Here is a 16,544-nt window from a genome sequence, read left to right as displayed (position 1 = left end):
GGCGGTGCGCCCCCTCGCCCCGCTTGCGGGGGCAGGGGTCTCCGGAAGGACGGTGGCGGTTGGACTCGAGGAGAGACGACGAGGGCGGAACGCTTCTCAGCTCTCCATCGCGTTCAGCTTCTGCAACCGCTGCTGCATGATTTTCTTCAGATCATAGTCGGGGCGGCGGAAGCTGGCGTTGCGCGTGGCGAGGAAATCGCGCTGCGTCCTGCGCAATTCGCCGGCCGAGCGCTTGTTCACCAGCTTCAGCACGCGTTCGTAGGCCTCGGCGATCTGGCGGTCGAGCACGCCGAGCTGCGGATCGGCACAGATCACCTTCTCGACCTCGCGCTTCGCCGTCGCGCAATCGAACGACGGGCCGTTGCCGGAAGCCGCATTCAGCGGACGCAGCGGCTCGGCGCCGAACTTCGCGATCTCGGCGGTCATGGCGCGGCGGCCGTTGGCTGCATTCTCGTTGCCGGGATCAAGCTTCAGCGCCGTCTCGTAATCCGCCAGCGCCTTCTTGCGCTCGCCCATCTTCTTGTAGAGCACGGCGCGGTTGTTGTAGGTCTTCGCAAAATTCGGATCGAGCTCAATCGCGGCATCATAGTCGCTCAGCGCCGCCCCGAGTTCGCCCTTGAACTGGTAGGAATCGCCGCGGTTGGTCAGGAAGTTGGCGCGCCGCTCACGCCGGATCGCTTCGTCGTAATCGGCGATGGCCTTGTCGTACTCGCCCATCGCGGCATAGGCGAGGCCGCGATTGTCGTAATATTCCGGCTGTTTCGGGTCCAGCCTGATGGCCTCGGTATTGTCGGCGACCGATTTGTCGTTCTGGCCGAGGCTCTTCCAGGCCGCGCCGCGGTTGGTGTAGGTGCGAGGCCGGTTGGGGTCGAGCCGCAGCGCCTCGTCGAAATTCCTGATCGCCTTCTCGTTGTCGCCGCCGAGATAATAGGCCACGCCGCGGTCGGACCAGGCCTGCGCATCGTCCGGCTTCAGCTTGATCGCCTGGTCGTAATCGGCGAGCGCGCGGTCGAGCCTGCGCTGATTGGTGTAGACCACGCCGCGCGACTCGTAAGCCTCCGCATCCTTCGGATCGAGCTCGATCGCCCTGGTCAAATCCGCCGCAGCGCGGCTGAGATCGCCGCCGGCCTCACGCAGCAGGTCGCCGCGCAGGCGCCAGGCCTTTGCGTTCCTGCCGTCGAGCGCGATAGCGCGGTCCAGATCGCGCAGCGCCTGCGATTGCCCGCCAAGGGTTCGCGCATGGGCTTCGGCGCGGACAACGAGGGCCGCGCTGCGATCGGAGGCCGGATTTGCAGTCTTGTCGATGATCGCGCTGCACGCCGGAATCAACTCTGCCGGGGCAGCCTTGCTGCCCAGCACGCACTCGGTGCTCGCCGCGGCTGGGGAAGCGAGAACAAGGCTGATCGCCGCGCTGAGGAAAAAGGCGCGAAGCGAGATTTTGGCGGGCGAAGGCGCTTGCGCGGAGGCTTGAGTGCCGCACATGACATTGGGCTCCGTGACGTCGGGTTCTCACCGTTGTCGCGGCTGGCAAGGGATGGGTTCAAATCGGGTCCGTCCGCGCCGTCATGGCCGGGCTTGTCCCTACCATCGACGGCTTAACCGCGGCTCACAGACCGCGGAGGCCCACGCCTTCAGCGGCCCCGCAGGTGGGACAAGCCCGCGCATGACGGCTCCTCGTGAGCCGAAGGCCCGTCAATATCCGTCGACCCTGTTCAGCCGTTGCAACCGCTCCTGCATCGCCTTTTTGAGATCATAGCCCGGCCGGCCGAAGCCGACATTTCGGCGCGAGATGAATTCATCCTGCTCGCGCTGGAGCGCTTTCGCTTCATCCGCATTGCGCGCCGCGCGGATCACGCGCGCGTTCGCTGCAAAAATCTCCCGGTCGAGATCGGCAAGCTCGCGATTGCCGCAGATTGCCTTTTCAACCGCGCGGCGCGCTCGCGCGCAATTGAAGCTGGGCTTGCCGGCGACCGCCATCTGCGCGCCGATCCGCTCGAGCTCGCGCGCCATCGCCTTGTGATTGGCCCTGGCCTTCGCATGGTTCGGATCGATCTTGAGTGCTGCGCCGAAATCCTGCACCGCCTTGGGCTTGTCGCCCTTCTTCAGCCAGAGCTCGCCGCGTGCGTTGAAGACATCCGCAAGGCCCGGATCGAGCTCAAGAGCACGGCTATCGTCGGCGATAGCACGGTCGACCTGGTCGTGCCTCGCCATCAGTGCGCCGCGCGCGACCAGCACCTTGATCAGGTCCTCCTTCGCCGTCTTCTCATCGTCGATCACGGCGGCGCAGGCGGTGGCCGCCTTGTCCACGTCGTCGGCCGCGGTCGCCGCAAGGCAGAGCTCGACATCGACCTGCGTCACAGCAACCGACTCGCCGCCGGTCGCAGCATCGGCCGGGGCGAGCGAGAGTGCATAGAGCAGCCCGGCGCCGAACAGGTGAATGAAAGAACGCATGCTCGTTGCTGTCGGAGGGACTTGTCTCAGGATCTTGTCTAAAGGTCTTGCCTTGACGCTGCACTATCCATCATAGGGCCGGATTGGTGCTAGCTTGTGGCGCCGCTCAGGTCGGTCTCGGGGATCATCGTGTCGACATTCGAATGGATCATCGCGCTTCTGCTCGGCGCTGTTGCCTTATCGGCGCTGGCGCGGCGGATCAAGGTCCCCTACCCGACCTTTCTCGCCATCGGTGGCGCTCTGATCGCCTTCGTTCCGTCCAGCCCGTCCTGGGCGCTGGAGCCGGACCTGGCGTTGGCTCTTTTTGTCGCACCGGTCCTGCTCGATGCCGCCTTCGACACCTCGCTGCGCGATCTGCGCAACAACTGGGTTCCGGTCTCGACCCTGGTGGTCGCGGCGGTCGGCCTGACCACGGCCGCCGTGGCCTATGTCGCGCACCGGCTGATGCCCGACATGCCCTGGGCCGCCGCGGTCGCGCTCGGCGCGATCGTGGCGCCGCCGGATGCGGCCGCTGCCGTCGCGATCCTGAGCCAGGTGAAGCTGCCTCACCGCATGGTGAAGGTGCTGGAGGGCGAGAGCCTGCTCAACGACGCCAGCGCGCTGCTGATCTATCGCATCGCCGTCGGCGCGGTCGCCACCGAGCATCTAACCTGGAGCGAGGTCGCGCCGACCATGGCGCTGGGCCTGGTCGGTAGCGTCGTGGCCGGCCTGCTGGCGGCCCGCATCATCCTGCCCATCATGGAGCGCGTGACGGAGGCCCCGAGCGCCATCATCGTGCAGTTCGCCACCACCTTCATGATCTGGATCGCCGCCGAGCATCTCGGCCTCTCCGGCATCCTCACCATCGTGGTCTATGCCATCGCGATCGCGCGCACGGCGCCGGCACGCATGCCGGCGCGGCTGCGGGTGCCGTCCTATGCGGTCTGGGAGACGATGGTGTTCGTGCTCAACGTGCTCGCCTTCATGCTGATCGGCATGCAGATGCGGCCGATCTGGACGCGGCTGGACGCGGACGTGCGCTGGGAATATTGCGTGGCCGCCGGCTGGATCCTGCTCACCGTGGTACTGGTGCGGCTGTTCTGGGTGACGTTCTACCGCGCCACGTTGCGCGCACTGGTCGCGCGCGGGTTCTACCATCCGAAGGATCCGAAGCAGGTCGCCTCGGCGAAGGGCGGACTCATCATCTCCTGGTGCGGCATGCGCGGCCTCGTGACGCTGGCCGCCGCCTTTGCCCTGCCCGAGAACTTTCCCTATCGCGACTTCATCGTCTTCATTGCGTTTGCCGTCGTGCTGGGTTCGCTGGTGATCCAGGGTCTGACGCTGCGGCCGCTGATCCTCGCCTTCGACCTCGATGACGATGATCCGGTCGGCGTCGAGGTCGCGCGCGGGCGCGCGGTCGCCTATCGCGCAGCGCTCGATGCGATCGAGAGCGATCCGTCGGAGGAGGCGGAAATCCTGCGGCTCGAGTATCGCGCCATCCTGATGCAGGCCGAGACCGATCCGAACGGCGGCATCGCCAATGGCGAATTGCCCGCCGATCCCCTGCGCCGCCGCGCCATCGAGGCCGCGCGCAAAGCGATCTTCGACCTCCGCACCACCGAGGTGATCGGCGACGACGCGTTTCATCGGCTGGAGGAAGAGCTCGATCGCGCAGAATTGAGCGCGGGGGGATGACGCAACTCCGCCATACAAACTCGGTGTCGTCCCGGACAAGCGAAGCGCCAGACAACGCGCAGCGTTGACTGGAGCGGAGTGCAGATCCGGGATCCATAGCCACAGGGAGGGGTTTGACGAAGACTCGGAGTGACCAGCCTGCCCCAAGCGTGACCCGGTGATTATGGGTCCCGGATCGGCGCGCGCTTAAGGCGCGCTTGTCCGGGACGACAGCGGAGGGTGAATAGCCCAGTTTGAACCAAACGCCACCTCTCCAGACTCACTCCTGATGACGACCCTGATCGACGACCGTCGTGTACGCGCGCGTGAGGCGTCGCCTGCACGATATTTTTATTTCCACATGGCCCTGGCCTGCGCGGCCACCGCCTTTCTCGGCTTCGCACCGACCTATTGGGTGCCGCTCGCGCAACGGACATTGTCGGCAAGCCCCGTGATTCACTTTCACGGACTCTTGTTCTTCACCTGGTCGCTCTATTTCGTGCTCCAGACCTGGCTCGCGGCCTCGGGCCGTGTGGTCAATCACCGCTCGCTCGGCATCGCCGGCGTATCGCTCGCGACCGCGATGACGATCTTCGGCTTCCTCGCTTCGGTGCACGTGATGCAGCATTCCGCCGCGCTCGGGCAGAAGGAAGCCGGCATCGGCTTCTCGATCGTGCCGATGAGCGGAATCGCGTTCTTCGCCGTGGTGTTCGTGCTGGCGATCATGAACACGCGCAGACCGGAGGTCCACAAGCGCCTCATGCTGCTGGCGGCGGTCTCGATCCTCGATGCAGCGATTGCGCGCTGGTTCCTGACCTTCCTCGCGCCATCAGGACCGCCCGGTCCGCCGCCGGTGCCCGTGACGATCGCACCGGCTGTCGTCGCTTCCCTACTGCTCGTCGTCGCCATGGTGCGCGACTGGCGCACCGAAGGCCGCGTGCATCCGGTCTACATCTACGGCACGCTCGCGCTATTGGCGGTGAAGGTGCTGAACTGGCCGGTCAGCGAGACGGCGGCATGGCACGCCTTCGCCGGCGGCATCCTGGCGCTGGCGCAGTAGCTCGGTGTCGTCCCGGACAAGCGCAGCGAAGCGGAGCGCCGATCCGGGACCCATAACCACAGGCAGATGTGGTTACGATGACTCGGAGTTATTGTTTGACAAAACAACTCCACCCTGTGGCTATGGGTTCCGGATCTGCGCGCGCTTGAGGCGCGCGTGTCCGGGACGACAACGGAGTATGAGGCGAAGCCTACGCCCCCGCCTTGCACGTGATCCCGCCGTCGACCACGAGCTCGATTCCCGTCACATATTTCGACTCGTCCGAGGCCAGGAACAGCGCGGCGTTGGCGACGTCGAAGGCATCGCCCATGTGGCCCATCGGCACCTGCGCATCGCGCGCGCGCCACATCGCCTCGACGTCGCCCTTGGCGTAGCTGGCGGCAAGCCCCGCTGAATGTTCGACCATCGGCGTCTTCATCAAGCCGGGCAGGATCGCGTTCACCCGCACATGATGCCGTGCGAACTCGACCGCCGTGGTGCGCGTCATCATGTTCATCGCCGCCTTCGAGGTGCCGTAGGTGACGTAGGAGATACCCATGTGGCGGATCGAGGCGATCGAGGAGATGTTGATGATCGACCCGCCGCCCTGCTTCAGCATGACGGGGATGACGTGCTTCATGGCGAGATAGGCGCTCTTGAGGTTGACGCTGAAGACGCGGTCCCAGCTGTCCTCACTCACCTCGACCACGCTGCCCATCTCGGCGATGCCGACATTGTTGTCGAGCACGTCGATGCGGCCATGGGCCTTCAGGCACGCCGCGACCATCGCCTCGATCTCACTTGCGCGCGACACGTCGGCCGTGAACGCCGTCGCCTTGCCGCCTTCCTCGGTGATGATCTTCGCGGTCTCCTCGGCCGCAGCGCCATTGCGATCGACGCAAAACACCTGCGCGCCCTCGCGCGCAAACGTCACCGCGGTCGCCTTGCCGTTGCCCCAGCCGGGGCCGATCGAGCCGGCGCCCACCACCATCGCAACCTTGCCCCTGAGCCGATCCATCGTGATCTCCCTTTATTTCTCTTGTTGTTCGCAGATGCTCATTGTGGTGACGTTAGCACCGATCGGATGCCCGACAATCTCCGACAACGTCCGGCATTTCCCGTCATGGCACAACCGCCACTCCCCGGCCGCACCGGAATTACCGAGCACGACCTCATGCATCGGCGGACGCTGCGGCCGCCATTGAAACCAGCCATCGACGAGCCGCGCCTCGGGCGGCGGCTCCATGCCGGGGCCGGTGCCCTTGACGCGGGCCTGCACCAGCTCGAGCCCGGCAGGGGTGACTTGCCAATCCTCCTGCCATTCGACTTTCGCGACCGAATGCGTCCAGGCCAGCGTGAAGGCGGACAGCGCAAGCGCCTTCACGCCCGCAGCGGTGGCGAAGCAGAGGCTCACGCCGCCTCGATCGGGGCCGGCGGACGCTGCCGCCATTGCCACAGCGCCAGCGCAGCAGCAAGCACGAAGCCCGCGGTGTCGCTGAACGGGAATTCGCCGAGCAGGCAGAACGCAGCGCCGAGGGCGACGAGGCGCTCGATCAGCGTCAGCCGCGTGAACAGGAAGCCGATCGCGACCATGCCGAACAGGCCGATCGCCACCAGCGCCTTGGTGGCGGCCAGCGCCACCGCGCCGTAGAAGCCGAGCCTAGCCGCCATGGGATCGCCGGCCTGCAACAGCAGCGCCGGCGAATAGACGAAGATGAAGGGGATGACGTAACCGGCGAGCGCGATGCGCATCGCCTCCCAGCCGATCTTGTCCGGGTTCTCCTTGGCGATCGGTGCCGCCGCCAGCGCGGCGAGCGCCACCGGCGGCGACAGGTCGGCCATGATACCGTAATAGAACGCGAACATGTGGCTCGCGATCAGCGGCACGCCGAGCTTGGCGAGCGCCGGCGCGGCGAGCGCGGCAGTGATGATGTAGGTCGGGATGGTTGGGATGCCGGTGCCGAGCAGGATCGACAGCAGCATGGTCATGACCAGCGCCAGGAACAGGCTCTTCTCGCCGAGCCCGATCACCCAGCCGCCGAAGATGGTGCCGACGCCGGTCTGCGACATCATGCCGATGATGACGCCGACGATGGCGCAGGCCATTCCGACGGTGATGGCGGATTTCGCGCTCTCGGCCAGCGCATCGCGGCAGGCGCGCAACGCCGTAAACCCTCCGCGGACGAAGGCGGTGATCACGATCAGGGCGACCACGACGCTTGCGACCGGCACGATCTGAAGGCCCTCGCGCGACAGCGCGGCAACCACGAGCGCAAGTCCGATCCAGAAGATGTAGCGAATCGCCGTCGCGGAGACGCCGGCCGTGATGGCAGTGCCAAGGATCAGCGTCACGGTCAGCGCAAGGCCCATGCTACCGGCATAGAGCGGCGTGAAGCCCTCGAACAGCATGTAGACGAGGGCGGCGAGCGGCAGCACGAGATACCAGCGCGTCACCAGCGCCTTCCAGGCGCTCGGGATCTCCGAACGCTTCATGCCGACGAGGCCGTGCTTGCCGGCTTCCAGATGCACCATCCAGAAGGCCGACGCGAAATAGAGGATCGCAGGGATCGCCGCTGCCTTGACGATCTCCGAATACTGCACGCCGAGCGTCTCCGCCATGATGAAGGCGACCGCGCCCATCACCGGCGGCATGATCTGGCCGCCCATCGACGCCGTCGCCTCGACGCCGGCGGCGAAGGCGCGGCGGTAGCCGAATCTGATCATCAAGGGAATCGTGAACTGGCCGACGGTGACGACGTTGGCAACGCCCGAACCTGAAATCGTGCCCATCATGCCCGAGGCGAACACCGCGACCTTGGCAGGCCCGCCACGGGTGCGGCCGAACAGGCCGAGCGAGACGTCGGTGAATAGCTGGATCATGCCGGCGCGCTCGAGGAACGAGCCGAACAGGATGAACAGGAAGATATAGGTCGCCGACACGTAGATCGGCACGCCGTAGAATCCTTCGGTGCCGAACGACAGATGCGTGACGATCTGGTCGAAATCATAGCCGCGATGGTTGAGCGGCGACGGCAGGTACTGGCCGAAGAACCAATAGAGCAGGCACGCGCCGCACATCAGCGGCAGCGCCGCGCCCATCAGGCGCCGCGTGCCCTCGAAGATCAGCACCGCGAGAAGCGTGCCGACCACGAGATCGAGCCGGGTCGGATCGCCGTCGCGCGCGATCAGGTCGGCGTAGAAGATCCACTGATAGAGGCCGCAGAAGAAGCCGGCGCCGCCGATCACCCAGCCGAGCGCACGGCCGAAACTGCTCTTCGCAGTGAAGTTCGCGATCAGGCCGAAGGTGAGCAGGACGAGGAAACCGACATGGACGCCGCGCACCACCTGGCTCGGCAGATAGTTGAACGCGGCGACATAGAGCTGGAAGGTCGCGAATGCGATACCGATCCAGTAGGCGAGCCGTCCCCACCAGCCCGGGCCGAAGCCTTCCGGGAAACCATGCTCGAAATTGTCGAACTCGACCTTGACCTTGTCGGGCGCCGTCTCGGTACCCTCCGCCTTTTCCAGCATCCAACTCATCCCCAATCGTCGAGCGCTTATAGCATTGGCACGGTTCATCCGAGCCGTCATGGCCGGGCTCGCCCCGGCCATCCACGATCTTTGTCGCCAAACCTAAAAACGTGGATGGCCGGGACAAGCCCGGCCATGACGAAGCGTGGCGAGAGCCGACCTACTTGATCAGCCCTTTTTCCTTGTAATAGCGGATCGCGCCGGGGTGCAGCGGAACCGGGCTGCCGGTAGCGGCGGTCTCGAGCTTGATCTCCTTGCCGGCCGCGTGAGCATTGACGAGCTCGGGCAGCGATTCGTAAACCAGCTTGGTCATCTGATAGGCGAGATCGTCCGACACGGCGGAGCTCGTGACCAGATAGTTGATCACGGCCGCAGTCGGCACGTCCTTGTCCTGACCGGTATAGGTCTTGGCCGGAATGATCGCCGAGACGAAGGGCGGGCCGATCTTGTCGACGGTTTCCTTCGGCACCGACACCACAGTAATCGGGCTCGAGGTCGACAGGTCCTTCAGCGAGGCGACACCAAGCCCGGCCGATTGCAGCGTGGCGTTGAGCTGCCGGTTCTTCATGAGGTCGACCGATTCGGCGAAGGGCAGATATTCGACCTTGCCGAGATCCTTGTAGCTCATGCCGGCGGCCGCAAGGATCGCACGCGAGTTCAACTCGGTGCCCGACTTCGGCGCGCCGACCGACAGGCTCTTGCCCTTGAGGTCGGCGAGCGTCTTGATGCCGCTGTCGGCGGTCGCGACGATCTGGATGTAGTTCGGGTAGATCGCGCCGATGGTCCGGAGCTTGTCCAGCTTGGTCTTGAAGCCGGCCTCCTCCTCGCCGTCCCAGGCCGCTTTCAGCGAATCGCCCAGCGTGAACGCCAGCTCGCCGCGCCCCTGCTGCAGCAGGATCAGATTCTCGACCGACGCCTTGGTGGCCTGCACCTGCGTCTTCACGTTCGGAATCTTGTCGCCGTAGATCTTCCCGATTGCGACGCCGAGCGGATAGTAGACGCCCGAGGTGCCTCCGGTCAGCACGTTGATGAAGGATTGCGCATGCGCGCAAGGCGCCGACGCCGCCAGAGCAAGAGCCGCGGCCACGCCGAAAATCGTTCGTTTCATGGTTGTTGTTCTCCCCAAACCGGCGGCGAAATTGGCCGGATGAGGGGTGCGGGTCAACCCATCCAAAAGGCAAAACAGGACTGCGGCCAACGGCCGATCCGGCTCGACTTGGGAACCGGTGGGTGCGGCGAGATGGCGCAGCGCGAGGGCAGTGCTGCGTCAGATGCGATGGCTGGAGCGGCTTGCTCGGTCACCTCTCCCGTGTGCGGGAGAGGTCGGCGCGTCCGGGCGATGCGCAGCATCGTCCCGCGCGCCGGGTGAGGGTTCTCTCCTCTAGGCGACTATCCCATCGTGGAGACACCCTCTCCCCAGCCCTCCCCGGCCAAGCGGGGGAGGGAGCGCACCGTCGCTGGCGCTCTACTGGAACGTCATGTCCAGGCATTTGGAGATGTCGGAGCCGAGGCCGGAGGAGATGATGATGCAGCCGCGCACTTTCTGCGCCGTGACGTCGGCGGCCCAGACCGAGTAGCCGCCGGGACCGAAGAACGAGTTGGTGTTCGGCGGCTCGGTCTCGGTCGCGTCGAAGTCGTAACGTCCGTCGGTCTCGAAGATGCGCGGTTTCTTGGTGCAGCCGCCGTCGGTCTGGACGTTGATCACTTCCTTGTTGTCGCGGGTCAGAGCCAGGGAAACCTGGCAGCGGAAATATTCCGACGTCTTGGTGTTGAAGAGATAAGTGTAGGACTTGCAGGTCGCCGTGTTCAGCTTGCCCGGGGCGAGGCCGCGGCTGCAGGAAATGCGCTGATTATGGCTGAGCTGGTAATCATCGGCCCGGGCCGCCGGCGCCATCGCCGCCAGCGACAATGCAGCAGCCCAGCAAAGCTTGATCACATGGCGCATCCGAATCATCCCTACCAGTAATTTTGTCGAATTGCGTTCTAGACGGAAAGCGGAACATAGTCGCGAGGGGACGAAGGGAAAATCACAAGCTACTGGGCAAGACGTGATGCGCTGCGGCGCTTTCGCAAATTGACCCGGCGGCGCCGTTCGTGATTTGTTCAAGCCTGGAATGTCCCGACCGTGGGAGGATGGGATGACGGCATTTTCAACCAAGACATTTGCAATCGTGGCCGCGCTCGGCGCATGCACAGGGCCCGCATTGGCGCAAACCGGAGCGACGCCCTGGGAGCTCAAGCCCGACATGGGCTATGCCTATGACAGGGACGGCAAAACCTATTCCTACAAAATGGGTACCAGCAACGCCGGCGAGCTCCTGAAGGGAGCCAAGAAGGTGCCGAAGGGCACCCTGTTCTTCATCGGCCAGAACGGCCAGCTCTACATGAGGAGCGGCCCTTATCTGGAGGGCGACGGCAAGTTCAAGTTCGGGCCGGATCAGTAGGGACTTGATTGGGCTGCGGGCGATTGCAGCGCTGCGGCTCTTGCCACAAACGAAGCTGCCGTAGGTTGGGCAACAGGCGCGGTAGCGCCGTGCCCACCATCCAGCATCGCGTTCAAATCGATATGGTGGGCACGACTCGCTTTGCCCACCTACGGCAGCTCGCCAGCAGCTAAAACGCCGCCGCCAATTCCCTGGCGCCGGGTTTGCCGCTGTTCACGTCCATCCGATCGTCCGTGACCGCCAGTAGCTTGGCCACCGTGTTGTGGCGGATCGCGACCGGGTTGCGCTCGTAGCCGCCGCGCTGGAAGAAGTTCGAGGTCGGCACCTTCTCGCGCATCGCCTGCGGCATCGTCACCATATCGAGACCGGTGCCGTCGCCGGTGAGGTTCATCATTTCGAGCTCGGCCGCGGAGAGCGGTCGGGTGTAGCCCTTGGCGCGGGCGAACAGCACCGACGTCAGCAGCTTGTGGGTCTGCAGCATCGGGCCGATATCGACGTCGAGCACCATCGCATGCATGGCCCAGCCCTGCGGAGTGTTGCCGATCTTCTCGTGCTCCGACCAGGTGTCGGGCACCGACTTCGCATGCGCCACCATTTTCTTCAGGACGGCGAGCTTGTGCTCGAGCGCATGCCGCGCCGGCCCCGAGGTCCGCGCCACCTTCTCGGAAAGCGCACGGATGAGTTCATGGCCCTGCTCGGCCAGCAGCTCGACGCTGTTGGTGGTCAGCAGCTGGTTGTAGCCCATCGCGGTCGAGATCGCGCGCTTGCCGCCGTGCTCGATGCCCGCCTGCACGTCGTAGCTGCCGGTGCCGCCGGTTTCGAACGAATAGACCCGCACCGCCTGCTCACGCGTCAAGCCGTTGGCCAATGCGTAGCGCGCGTAGGCGCGCTTGAACTCAAGCTCGCTCGACGGGCGCTGCGGCGTGAACTGGTAGAGCTCTTGCGCCGCGCGCAGGAAATCGGCAACCACCGGAATAGGCTTTCGCGGCGGCCGCTCCGGCGTTTCCTCCGGCTCCGGGGTCACCGGGCGCTTCGGCCCGGCATAGAGCGGCGGATGCTCCAGGACGTAGTCGTCGAGGGTGATCTGCTGCCCATTGCGCCGCTTGGCGTTGCGCGTCTTCCGCTTCTCGGAGATCTGGCTCCAATAGGCGCCGGCCTCGGCATCGAAGGCCGCGCGCGCAGCCTGATATTCCGCTAGCTTGCGGCGATATTCGAGCACGGCCGGCGAGACACCTTGCGCGAAGAACTGCGACAGCAGCTGGGCGTTGGCATTGCGAACGGCGGCCGGCAGCGCGTCGGCTTCGGCGCCGCGCGCGGCGGGTGAGATCAGGACAAGCGCGAATGGAACCAGCGCCAGGTTTCTTCGAATCGAACGATGCATGCTGCTCTCTTAGCAGGCATCCGGTAACCGTCACGTTAACGTGCCGTTTACCATCACTTCCAGGCGAACACCGGCTGTTCCAGGTCGGTGACGCGGGTGTGCCGCCCCGCCAGCACCTCGCGGAACTGGTAGATCAGCGCCGCCGTCGGGGCGTGGATCAGGCTCATCTGGTGATGGAAGCGGATCACGCGGCGGCTGCTTTCGGGGATCGCGACGAAATCGAAAGCGTCCTCGCGCTCGATCGTCGCCAGTGCGATGCGATGCACGGACGCGACCTCCTCCGGGTTCGGCCGGATCGCGCCGCGGCCCGCAGCCCAGACCACGACCGGCGTGATCAGATAACCGGACCGCGTCGGGTAGTCGTCGAGCGTGCCGAGCACATCCGCGTCCGTGAGGCGAAGGCCGAGCTCCTCGTCGAGCTCGCGCAACGCCGCTTCGACCGGCGTCTCGCCGGGATCGCATCGGCCGCCCGGCAGCGCCCATTGACCGCGATGGGCGCGCAGATGCGACGCGCGCAGCGTGAGCAGCAGCGCAGTGTCGTTGCCCTCGCTCGCGGTTAGCGCGACCGCCACCGCGGCGCGCTTCAGCGTCGCTTGCGCATCATCCTCCCGCAGGCGCGTGAAGGCTGCGCAGGCATCCGCGATATTCCGCCGTGTGGCATCATCGAACGGTCTCATGATGCTTGACTACACCACGTCCGGCCCCGATGAAATGCGCTCGCAAGGCCCACGCAGGAACGGACGACGACATGACCACCAAGGCCGCCGCAAGGCTGAAATCAGACGGCTGGAGCATCCTGCAGACCACGGGCTTCCTGCACCTGATCGGCCCCTTGTGGGAGCGCAAGGTCGACGGCCATTACGAATTCGCACTCGCGACAGAGGACAAGCACCACAATCGCCGTGGCATGGTCCAGGGCGGCGTGATGATGACCTTCGCCGACCGCACCTGCGGCATGACGGCCCGCTATGTCTCCGGCAAGGAATATCTGGCGACGGTGCAGCTCGACACCCACTTCGTCGAGGCCGGCCAGATCGGCGACATCCTGATCTCCCGCCCGCGCGTGGTACGCTCGACCCGCAGCCTGATTTTCATGAGCACCGAGGTCAGCGTGGACGATCGTTGCGTCGTGATGGCGAATGGCGTGTTCAAGATATTGAAGGGGCCGGCGTAGGCATAAGTTAGGCAGCCCCCGCTGTCGCCAAACACTCCGCTGTCGTCCCCGCGCACGCGGGGACCCATAACCCCAGGGAGTAGATATAGCGCGAGACAGGTCACTCCGAGTCTTCGCCAAACAACTCCCTGTGGTTATGGGTCCCGGATCTGCGCTCCGCTTGTCCGGGACGACGCGAGGAAATCGGGCTGCCTTCCTCACCTCGTCATTGCGAGCGCAGCGAACCAATCCAGAATCCCTCCACGGACACATCTCTGGATTGCTTCGCTGCGCTCGCAATGACGGGCGTTGCTGGCTATGCTGCTCTCACGAAGAAGCAGCAAGGATAGCCCATGCAATACCGTCAGCTCGGCCGGACTGGCCTGAAAGTGTCGCCGATTTGCCTGGGCACCATGATGTTCGGCGGACCGACGGATGAAGCCACGTCAAAACGGATCATCGACAAGGCGCACGGCGCCGGGATCAACTTCATCGACTCGGCGGATGCCTATTCGAAAGGTGGCTCCGAAGAAGTTGTCGGCCGCGCCATCGCCAGCAATCGCAACGCCTGGGTGCTCGCGACAAAACTCGCCAATCCCATGGGCGACGATCCCAATCGCGGCGGGCTGTCGCGGCGTTGGGTGTTGCAGGCGGCCGACGAGAGCCTGAAGCGGCTCGGCACCGATCACATCGACATCTACTATTTGCACAAGGAAGACCACGCGACTCCGCTGGAAGAGACGGTGCGCGCGATGGGTGACCTGATCCGCGCGGGCAAGGTGTGCTATTTCGGCGTCTCCAACTACCGCGCCTGGCGCGTCGCCGAGATCTGCAACATCTGCGACCGGCTCGGCATCGATCGACCCGCGGTGAGCCAGCCTTACTACAACGCCATGAACCGCATGCCGGAGGTCGAGCACTTCCCGGCCTGTTCCTATTACGATCTCGGCATCGTGCCCTATAGCCCCTTGGCGCGCGGGGTGCTCACCGGCAAGTACAAGCCGGATGCAGCCCCCGACAAGGAGACGCGCGCAGGCCGCAACGACACCCGCATGATGCAGACCGAATGGCGGCCGGAATCGCTGCGCCTCGCGCAGGAGATCAAGACTCACGCGGAGAAGAAGGGCATCACCGCCGGACAGTTCGCGGTCGCCTGGGTGCTGAACTCCGCCTTCGTCTCGTCGGTGATTGCCGGTCCCCGCACCGAGGAGCAATGGGACGGCTACATCAGCGCGCTCGATTACTCCTTCACCGCGGAGGACGAGGCGCTGGTCGACCGGCTGGTGACGCCGGGCCATCCCTCGACGCCGGGCTACAACGACCCCGCCTATCCGATCGAGGGCCGTCGCGCGCGGACGGCCTGAGAACGGGAGACGACGATGGCGCTTGAAGACCGCTACGGCCTGCCGCTCTCCACCACCTCGCACGAGGCGGCGGCCGCCTATCGCGAAGGCGTCGACCTCATGCTCGCGGGCTGGACCGGCACGGCGGAGACTTTGGAGCGCGCGATTGCGACTGACCCGGATTTCGCGCTGGCCCATATCGCCCGCGCCCGCGTGCATGCCTTCTACCAGCAGGGCGATCTCGCGCGGCAGAAGGCGACGCTCGCGCGCGAGCTCGTGGCCAAGCGCGGCACCGAGCGCGAACGCTCGCATGTCGAGACGCTGGCGCTCGCGATCGAGGGCCGGCTGCCCGAGGCCATCGCATCGACGCTGAAGCACATCGACGCATGGCCACGCGACGCCGTGGTGCTGTCGCTGCCGCTCGGCGCGTTCGGCCTGTTCGCCTTCTCCGGCATGGCCGACCACGATCGCGCCCGGCACGAGCTCTGCGAGCGCGTCGCGCGGCATTATGGCGAGGACTGGTGGTTCCTCACCATGTCCGGCTGGGCGATGACGGAGAATGGCGACGTCGCCCGCGGCCGCGCCGTCACCGAGCGTGGCTTCAATCTGCGCCGGCAGAACGCCCACGCCGTGCACGCGGCGCTGCATGCGATGTTCGAGGACGGCTCGATCGATGCGGCCGACCGCCTCGTCGACGAATGGATCCCCACTTACGACCGCGCCGGAATCCTGCACAGCCATATCCGCTGGCACCAGGCGCTCGGCGCGCTCGAGCATGGCGATGCGGCGCGGGCGCTGTCGATCTATGCCGACGTGCTCCAGCCCTCCGCCACGCAGGCGCCGCCGCTCAACGTCGTCACCGACAGCGCCTCGCTGCTCTGGCGCCTGTCTGCCTACGGCCATGCCGTGCCGAAAGCGCTGTGGCGCGAGGCTGACGCCGCCGCGCAAAAGCTGTTTCCGAAGTCGAGCCTGTCCTTTGCCGACGTCCACATGGCGCTGTTCGCGGCCGCCACGCAAAACCGCGAGGCGCTCGCCGCGCGCCTTGGGGCGATCGAGCAGCGGCTCGCCGACGGCAAGCTGCCCGCCGGTCCCGTGGTACCGGCAATCTGCCGCGCGCTCCTGGCTTTCGCCGATGAGGATTATCGGACTTGCGTCCAGGTGCTCGCGCCGGTCCTCGGCGAGGTCGTGCGCATCGGCGGCAGCCATGCCCAGCGCGAGCTGATCGAAGACACCTTTATCGTCGCGCTCATGCGCAGCGGCGAGCTGCGCCGCGCCCGCGCCCTGCTGGATGCCCGCCTGCACCGCCGGCCCTCACTTCGGGATGCGCGCTGGCAGGCGGCGACAGGCTAGCTCCGCCACGAAAAAAACACTGCCCTGATGGCATGTGCTGGCCATTCGGGTTGGGCAATTTGGGCAAAGCGCCGTCGGGGGTGACGCGGTGGTATTCCAGGCGGGAATTGCGGAGCGAACGGGATCGCAACCATTTTGCGGTTCGATGGTTGTTGGACGGACCTTGTCCGCCGCCACGGCCCCCTGGCACACGAGCCCG

The 16,544-nt window shown here is 65.5% G+C and carries 15 protein-coding genes; 6 read left to right on the top strand and 9 right to left on the bottom strand.

The annotated features are described in order from the left end of the window. Nucleotides 1–96: 96 nt before the first annotated feature. The gene (locus H1B27_RS15090; protein ID WP_197966583.1) at nt 97–1,482 is read right to left on the bottom strand and encodes a tetratricopeptide repeat protein; all 1,386 of its coding nucleotides are present in this window, start codon (nt 1,480–1,482) and stop codon (nt 97–99) included. Nucleotides 1,483–1,692: 210 nt separating this feature from the next. Further along, nucleotides 1,693–2,451 carry a tetratricopeptide repeat protein gene (locus H1B27_RS15085; RefSeq protein WP_197966582.1) on the bottom strand — a complete coding sequence of 253 codons (759 nt, stop codon included), beginning with the start codon at nt 2,449–2,451 and terminating at the stop codon, nt 1,693–1,695. 96 nt (nt 2,452–2,547) lie between these two features. Between H1B27_RS15085 and H1B27_RS15080 the strand changes: the two genes are divergently transcribed. Beyond that, nucleotides 2,548–4,125 carry a cation:proton antiporter gene (locus tag H1B27_RS15080; protein WP_082822111.1) on the top strand — a complete coding sequence of 526 codons (1,578 nt, stop codon included), beginning with the start codon at nt 2,548–2,550 and terminating at the stop codon, nt 4,123–4,125. Nucleotides 4,126–4,393: 268 nt separating this feature from the next. Further along, complete coding sequence (locus H1B27_RS15075; RefSeq protein ID WP_061881133.1) at nt 4,394–5,164, top strand: hypothetical protein; 771 nt, start codon at nt 4,394–4,396, stop codon at nt 5,162–5,164. A 190-nt stretch (nt 5,165–5,354) separates the two neighbouring features. On the opposite strand, the gene H1B27_RS15070 is transcribed toward H1B27_RS15075, so the two are convergent. From H1B27_RS15070 to H1B27_RS15050, 5 genes are all read right to left on the bottom strand, one after another. Beyond that, complete coding sequence (locus tag H1B27_RS15070) at nt 5,355–6,161, bottom strand: SDR family NAD(P)-dependent oxidoreductase (protein WP_197966581.1); 807 nt, start codon at nt 6,159–6,161, stop codon at nt 5,355–5,357. A gap of 12 nt (nt 6,162–6,173) precedes the next feature. Beyond that, on the bottom strand, nt 6,174–6,593 hold the full coding sequence (locus tag H1B27_RS15065) for a DUF1850 domain-containing protein (protein ID WP_061881135.1): 420 nt from the start codon (nt 6,591–6,593) through the stop codon (nt 6,174–6,176). Continuing rightward, nucleotides 6,554–8,674 carry a TRAP transporter permease gene (locus tag H1B27_RS15060; protein ID WP_061881136.1) on the bottom strand — a complete coding sequence of 707 codons (2,121 nt, stop codon included), beginning with the start codon at nt 8,672–8,674 and terminating at the stop codon, nt 6,554–6,556. The genes H1B27_RS15065 and H1B27_RS15060 overlap by 40 nt, the downstream gene beginning before the upstream one ends. A 160-nt stretch (nt 8,675–8,834) precedes the next feature. Continuing rightward, complete coding sequence (locus H1B27_RS15055; protein ID WP_197966580.1) at nt 8,835–9,782, bottom strand: TAXI family TRAP transporter solute-binding subunit; 948 nt, start codon at nt 9,780–9,782, stop codon at nt 8,835–8,837. Between the two features lie 357 nt (nt 9,783–10,139). Further along, the gene (locus H1B27_RS15050) at nt 10,140–10,619 is read right to left on the bottom strand and encodes a hypothetical protein (RefSeq protein ID WP_061881245.1); all 480 of its coding nucleotides are present in this window, start codon (nt 10,617–10,619) and stop codon (nt 10,140–10,142) included. Nucleotides 10,620–10,812: 193 nt separating this feature from the next. Here H1B27_RS15050 and H1B27_RS15045 point away from each other — a divergent pair, with 193 nt between their 5' ends. Further along, entirely contained in the window at nt 10,813–11,118 is a 306-nt protein-coding gene (locus H1B27_RS15045; RefSeq protein WP_061881138.1) for a hypothetical protein, read from the top strand. A gap of 169 nt (nt 11,119–11,287) precedes the next feature. On the opposite strand, the gene H1B27_RS15040 is transcribed toward H1B27_RS15045, so the two are convergent. Further along, nucleotides 11,288–12,499, bottom strand: coding sequence for a hypothetical protein (locus H1B27_RS15040; RefSeq protein ID WP_197966579.1), 1,212 nt, complete (start codon nt 12,497–12,499; stop codon nt 11,288–11,290). A gap of 53 nt (nt 12,500–12,552) precedes the next feature. Further along, a complete protein-coding gene (locus tag H1B27_RS15035) occupies nt 12,553–13,179 on the bottom strand; it encodes an NUDIX hydrolase (protein ID WP_376708985.1) in 627 nt (208 codons plus the stop codon). Between the two features lie 68 nt (nt 13,180–13,247). On the opposite strand from H1B27_RS15035, the gene H1B27_RS15030 reads away from it, so the two are divergent. From H1B27_RS15030 to H1B27_RS15020, 3 genes are all read left to right on the top strand, one after another. Then, the gene (locus H1B27_RS15030) at nt 13,248–13,673 is read left to right on the top strand and encodes a PaaI family thioesterase (RefSeq protein WP_197966577.1); all 426 of its coding nucleotides are present in this window, start codon (nt 13,248–13,250) and stop codon (nt 13,671–13,673) included. A 332-nt stretch (nt 13,674–14,005) separates the two neighbouring features. Further along, nucleotides 14,006–15,016: an aldo/keto reductase gene (locus tag H1B27_RS15025; RefSeq protein ID WP_197966576.1), complete on the top strand. Its 1,011-nt coding sequence runs from the start codon at nt 14,006–14,008 to the stop codon at nt 15,014–15,016. Between the two features lie 15 nt (nt 15,017–15,031). Beyond that, nucleotides 15,032–16,345, top strand: a complete 1,314-nt coding sequence (locus tag H1B27_RS15020) for a tetratricopeptide repeat protein (RefSeq protein WP_197966575.1) — start codon at nt 15,032–15,034, stop codon at nt 16,343–16,345. Nucleotides 16,346–16,544: the final 199 nt, after the last annotated feature.

The organism is Bradyrhizobium diversitatis, from assembly GCF_016031635.1.
Classification (GTDB): Bacteria; Pseudomonadota; Alphaproteobacteria; order Rhizobiales; family Xanthobacteraceae; genus Bradyrhizobium; species Bradyrhizobium diversitatis.
The sequence above is the reverse complement of the archived record's forward strand: the minus strand, read 5'-3'. Positions and strand labels throughout refer to the sequence as shown.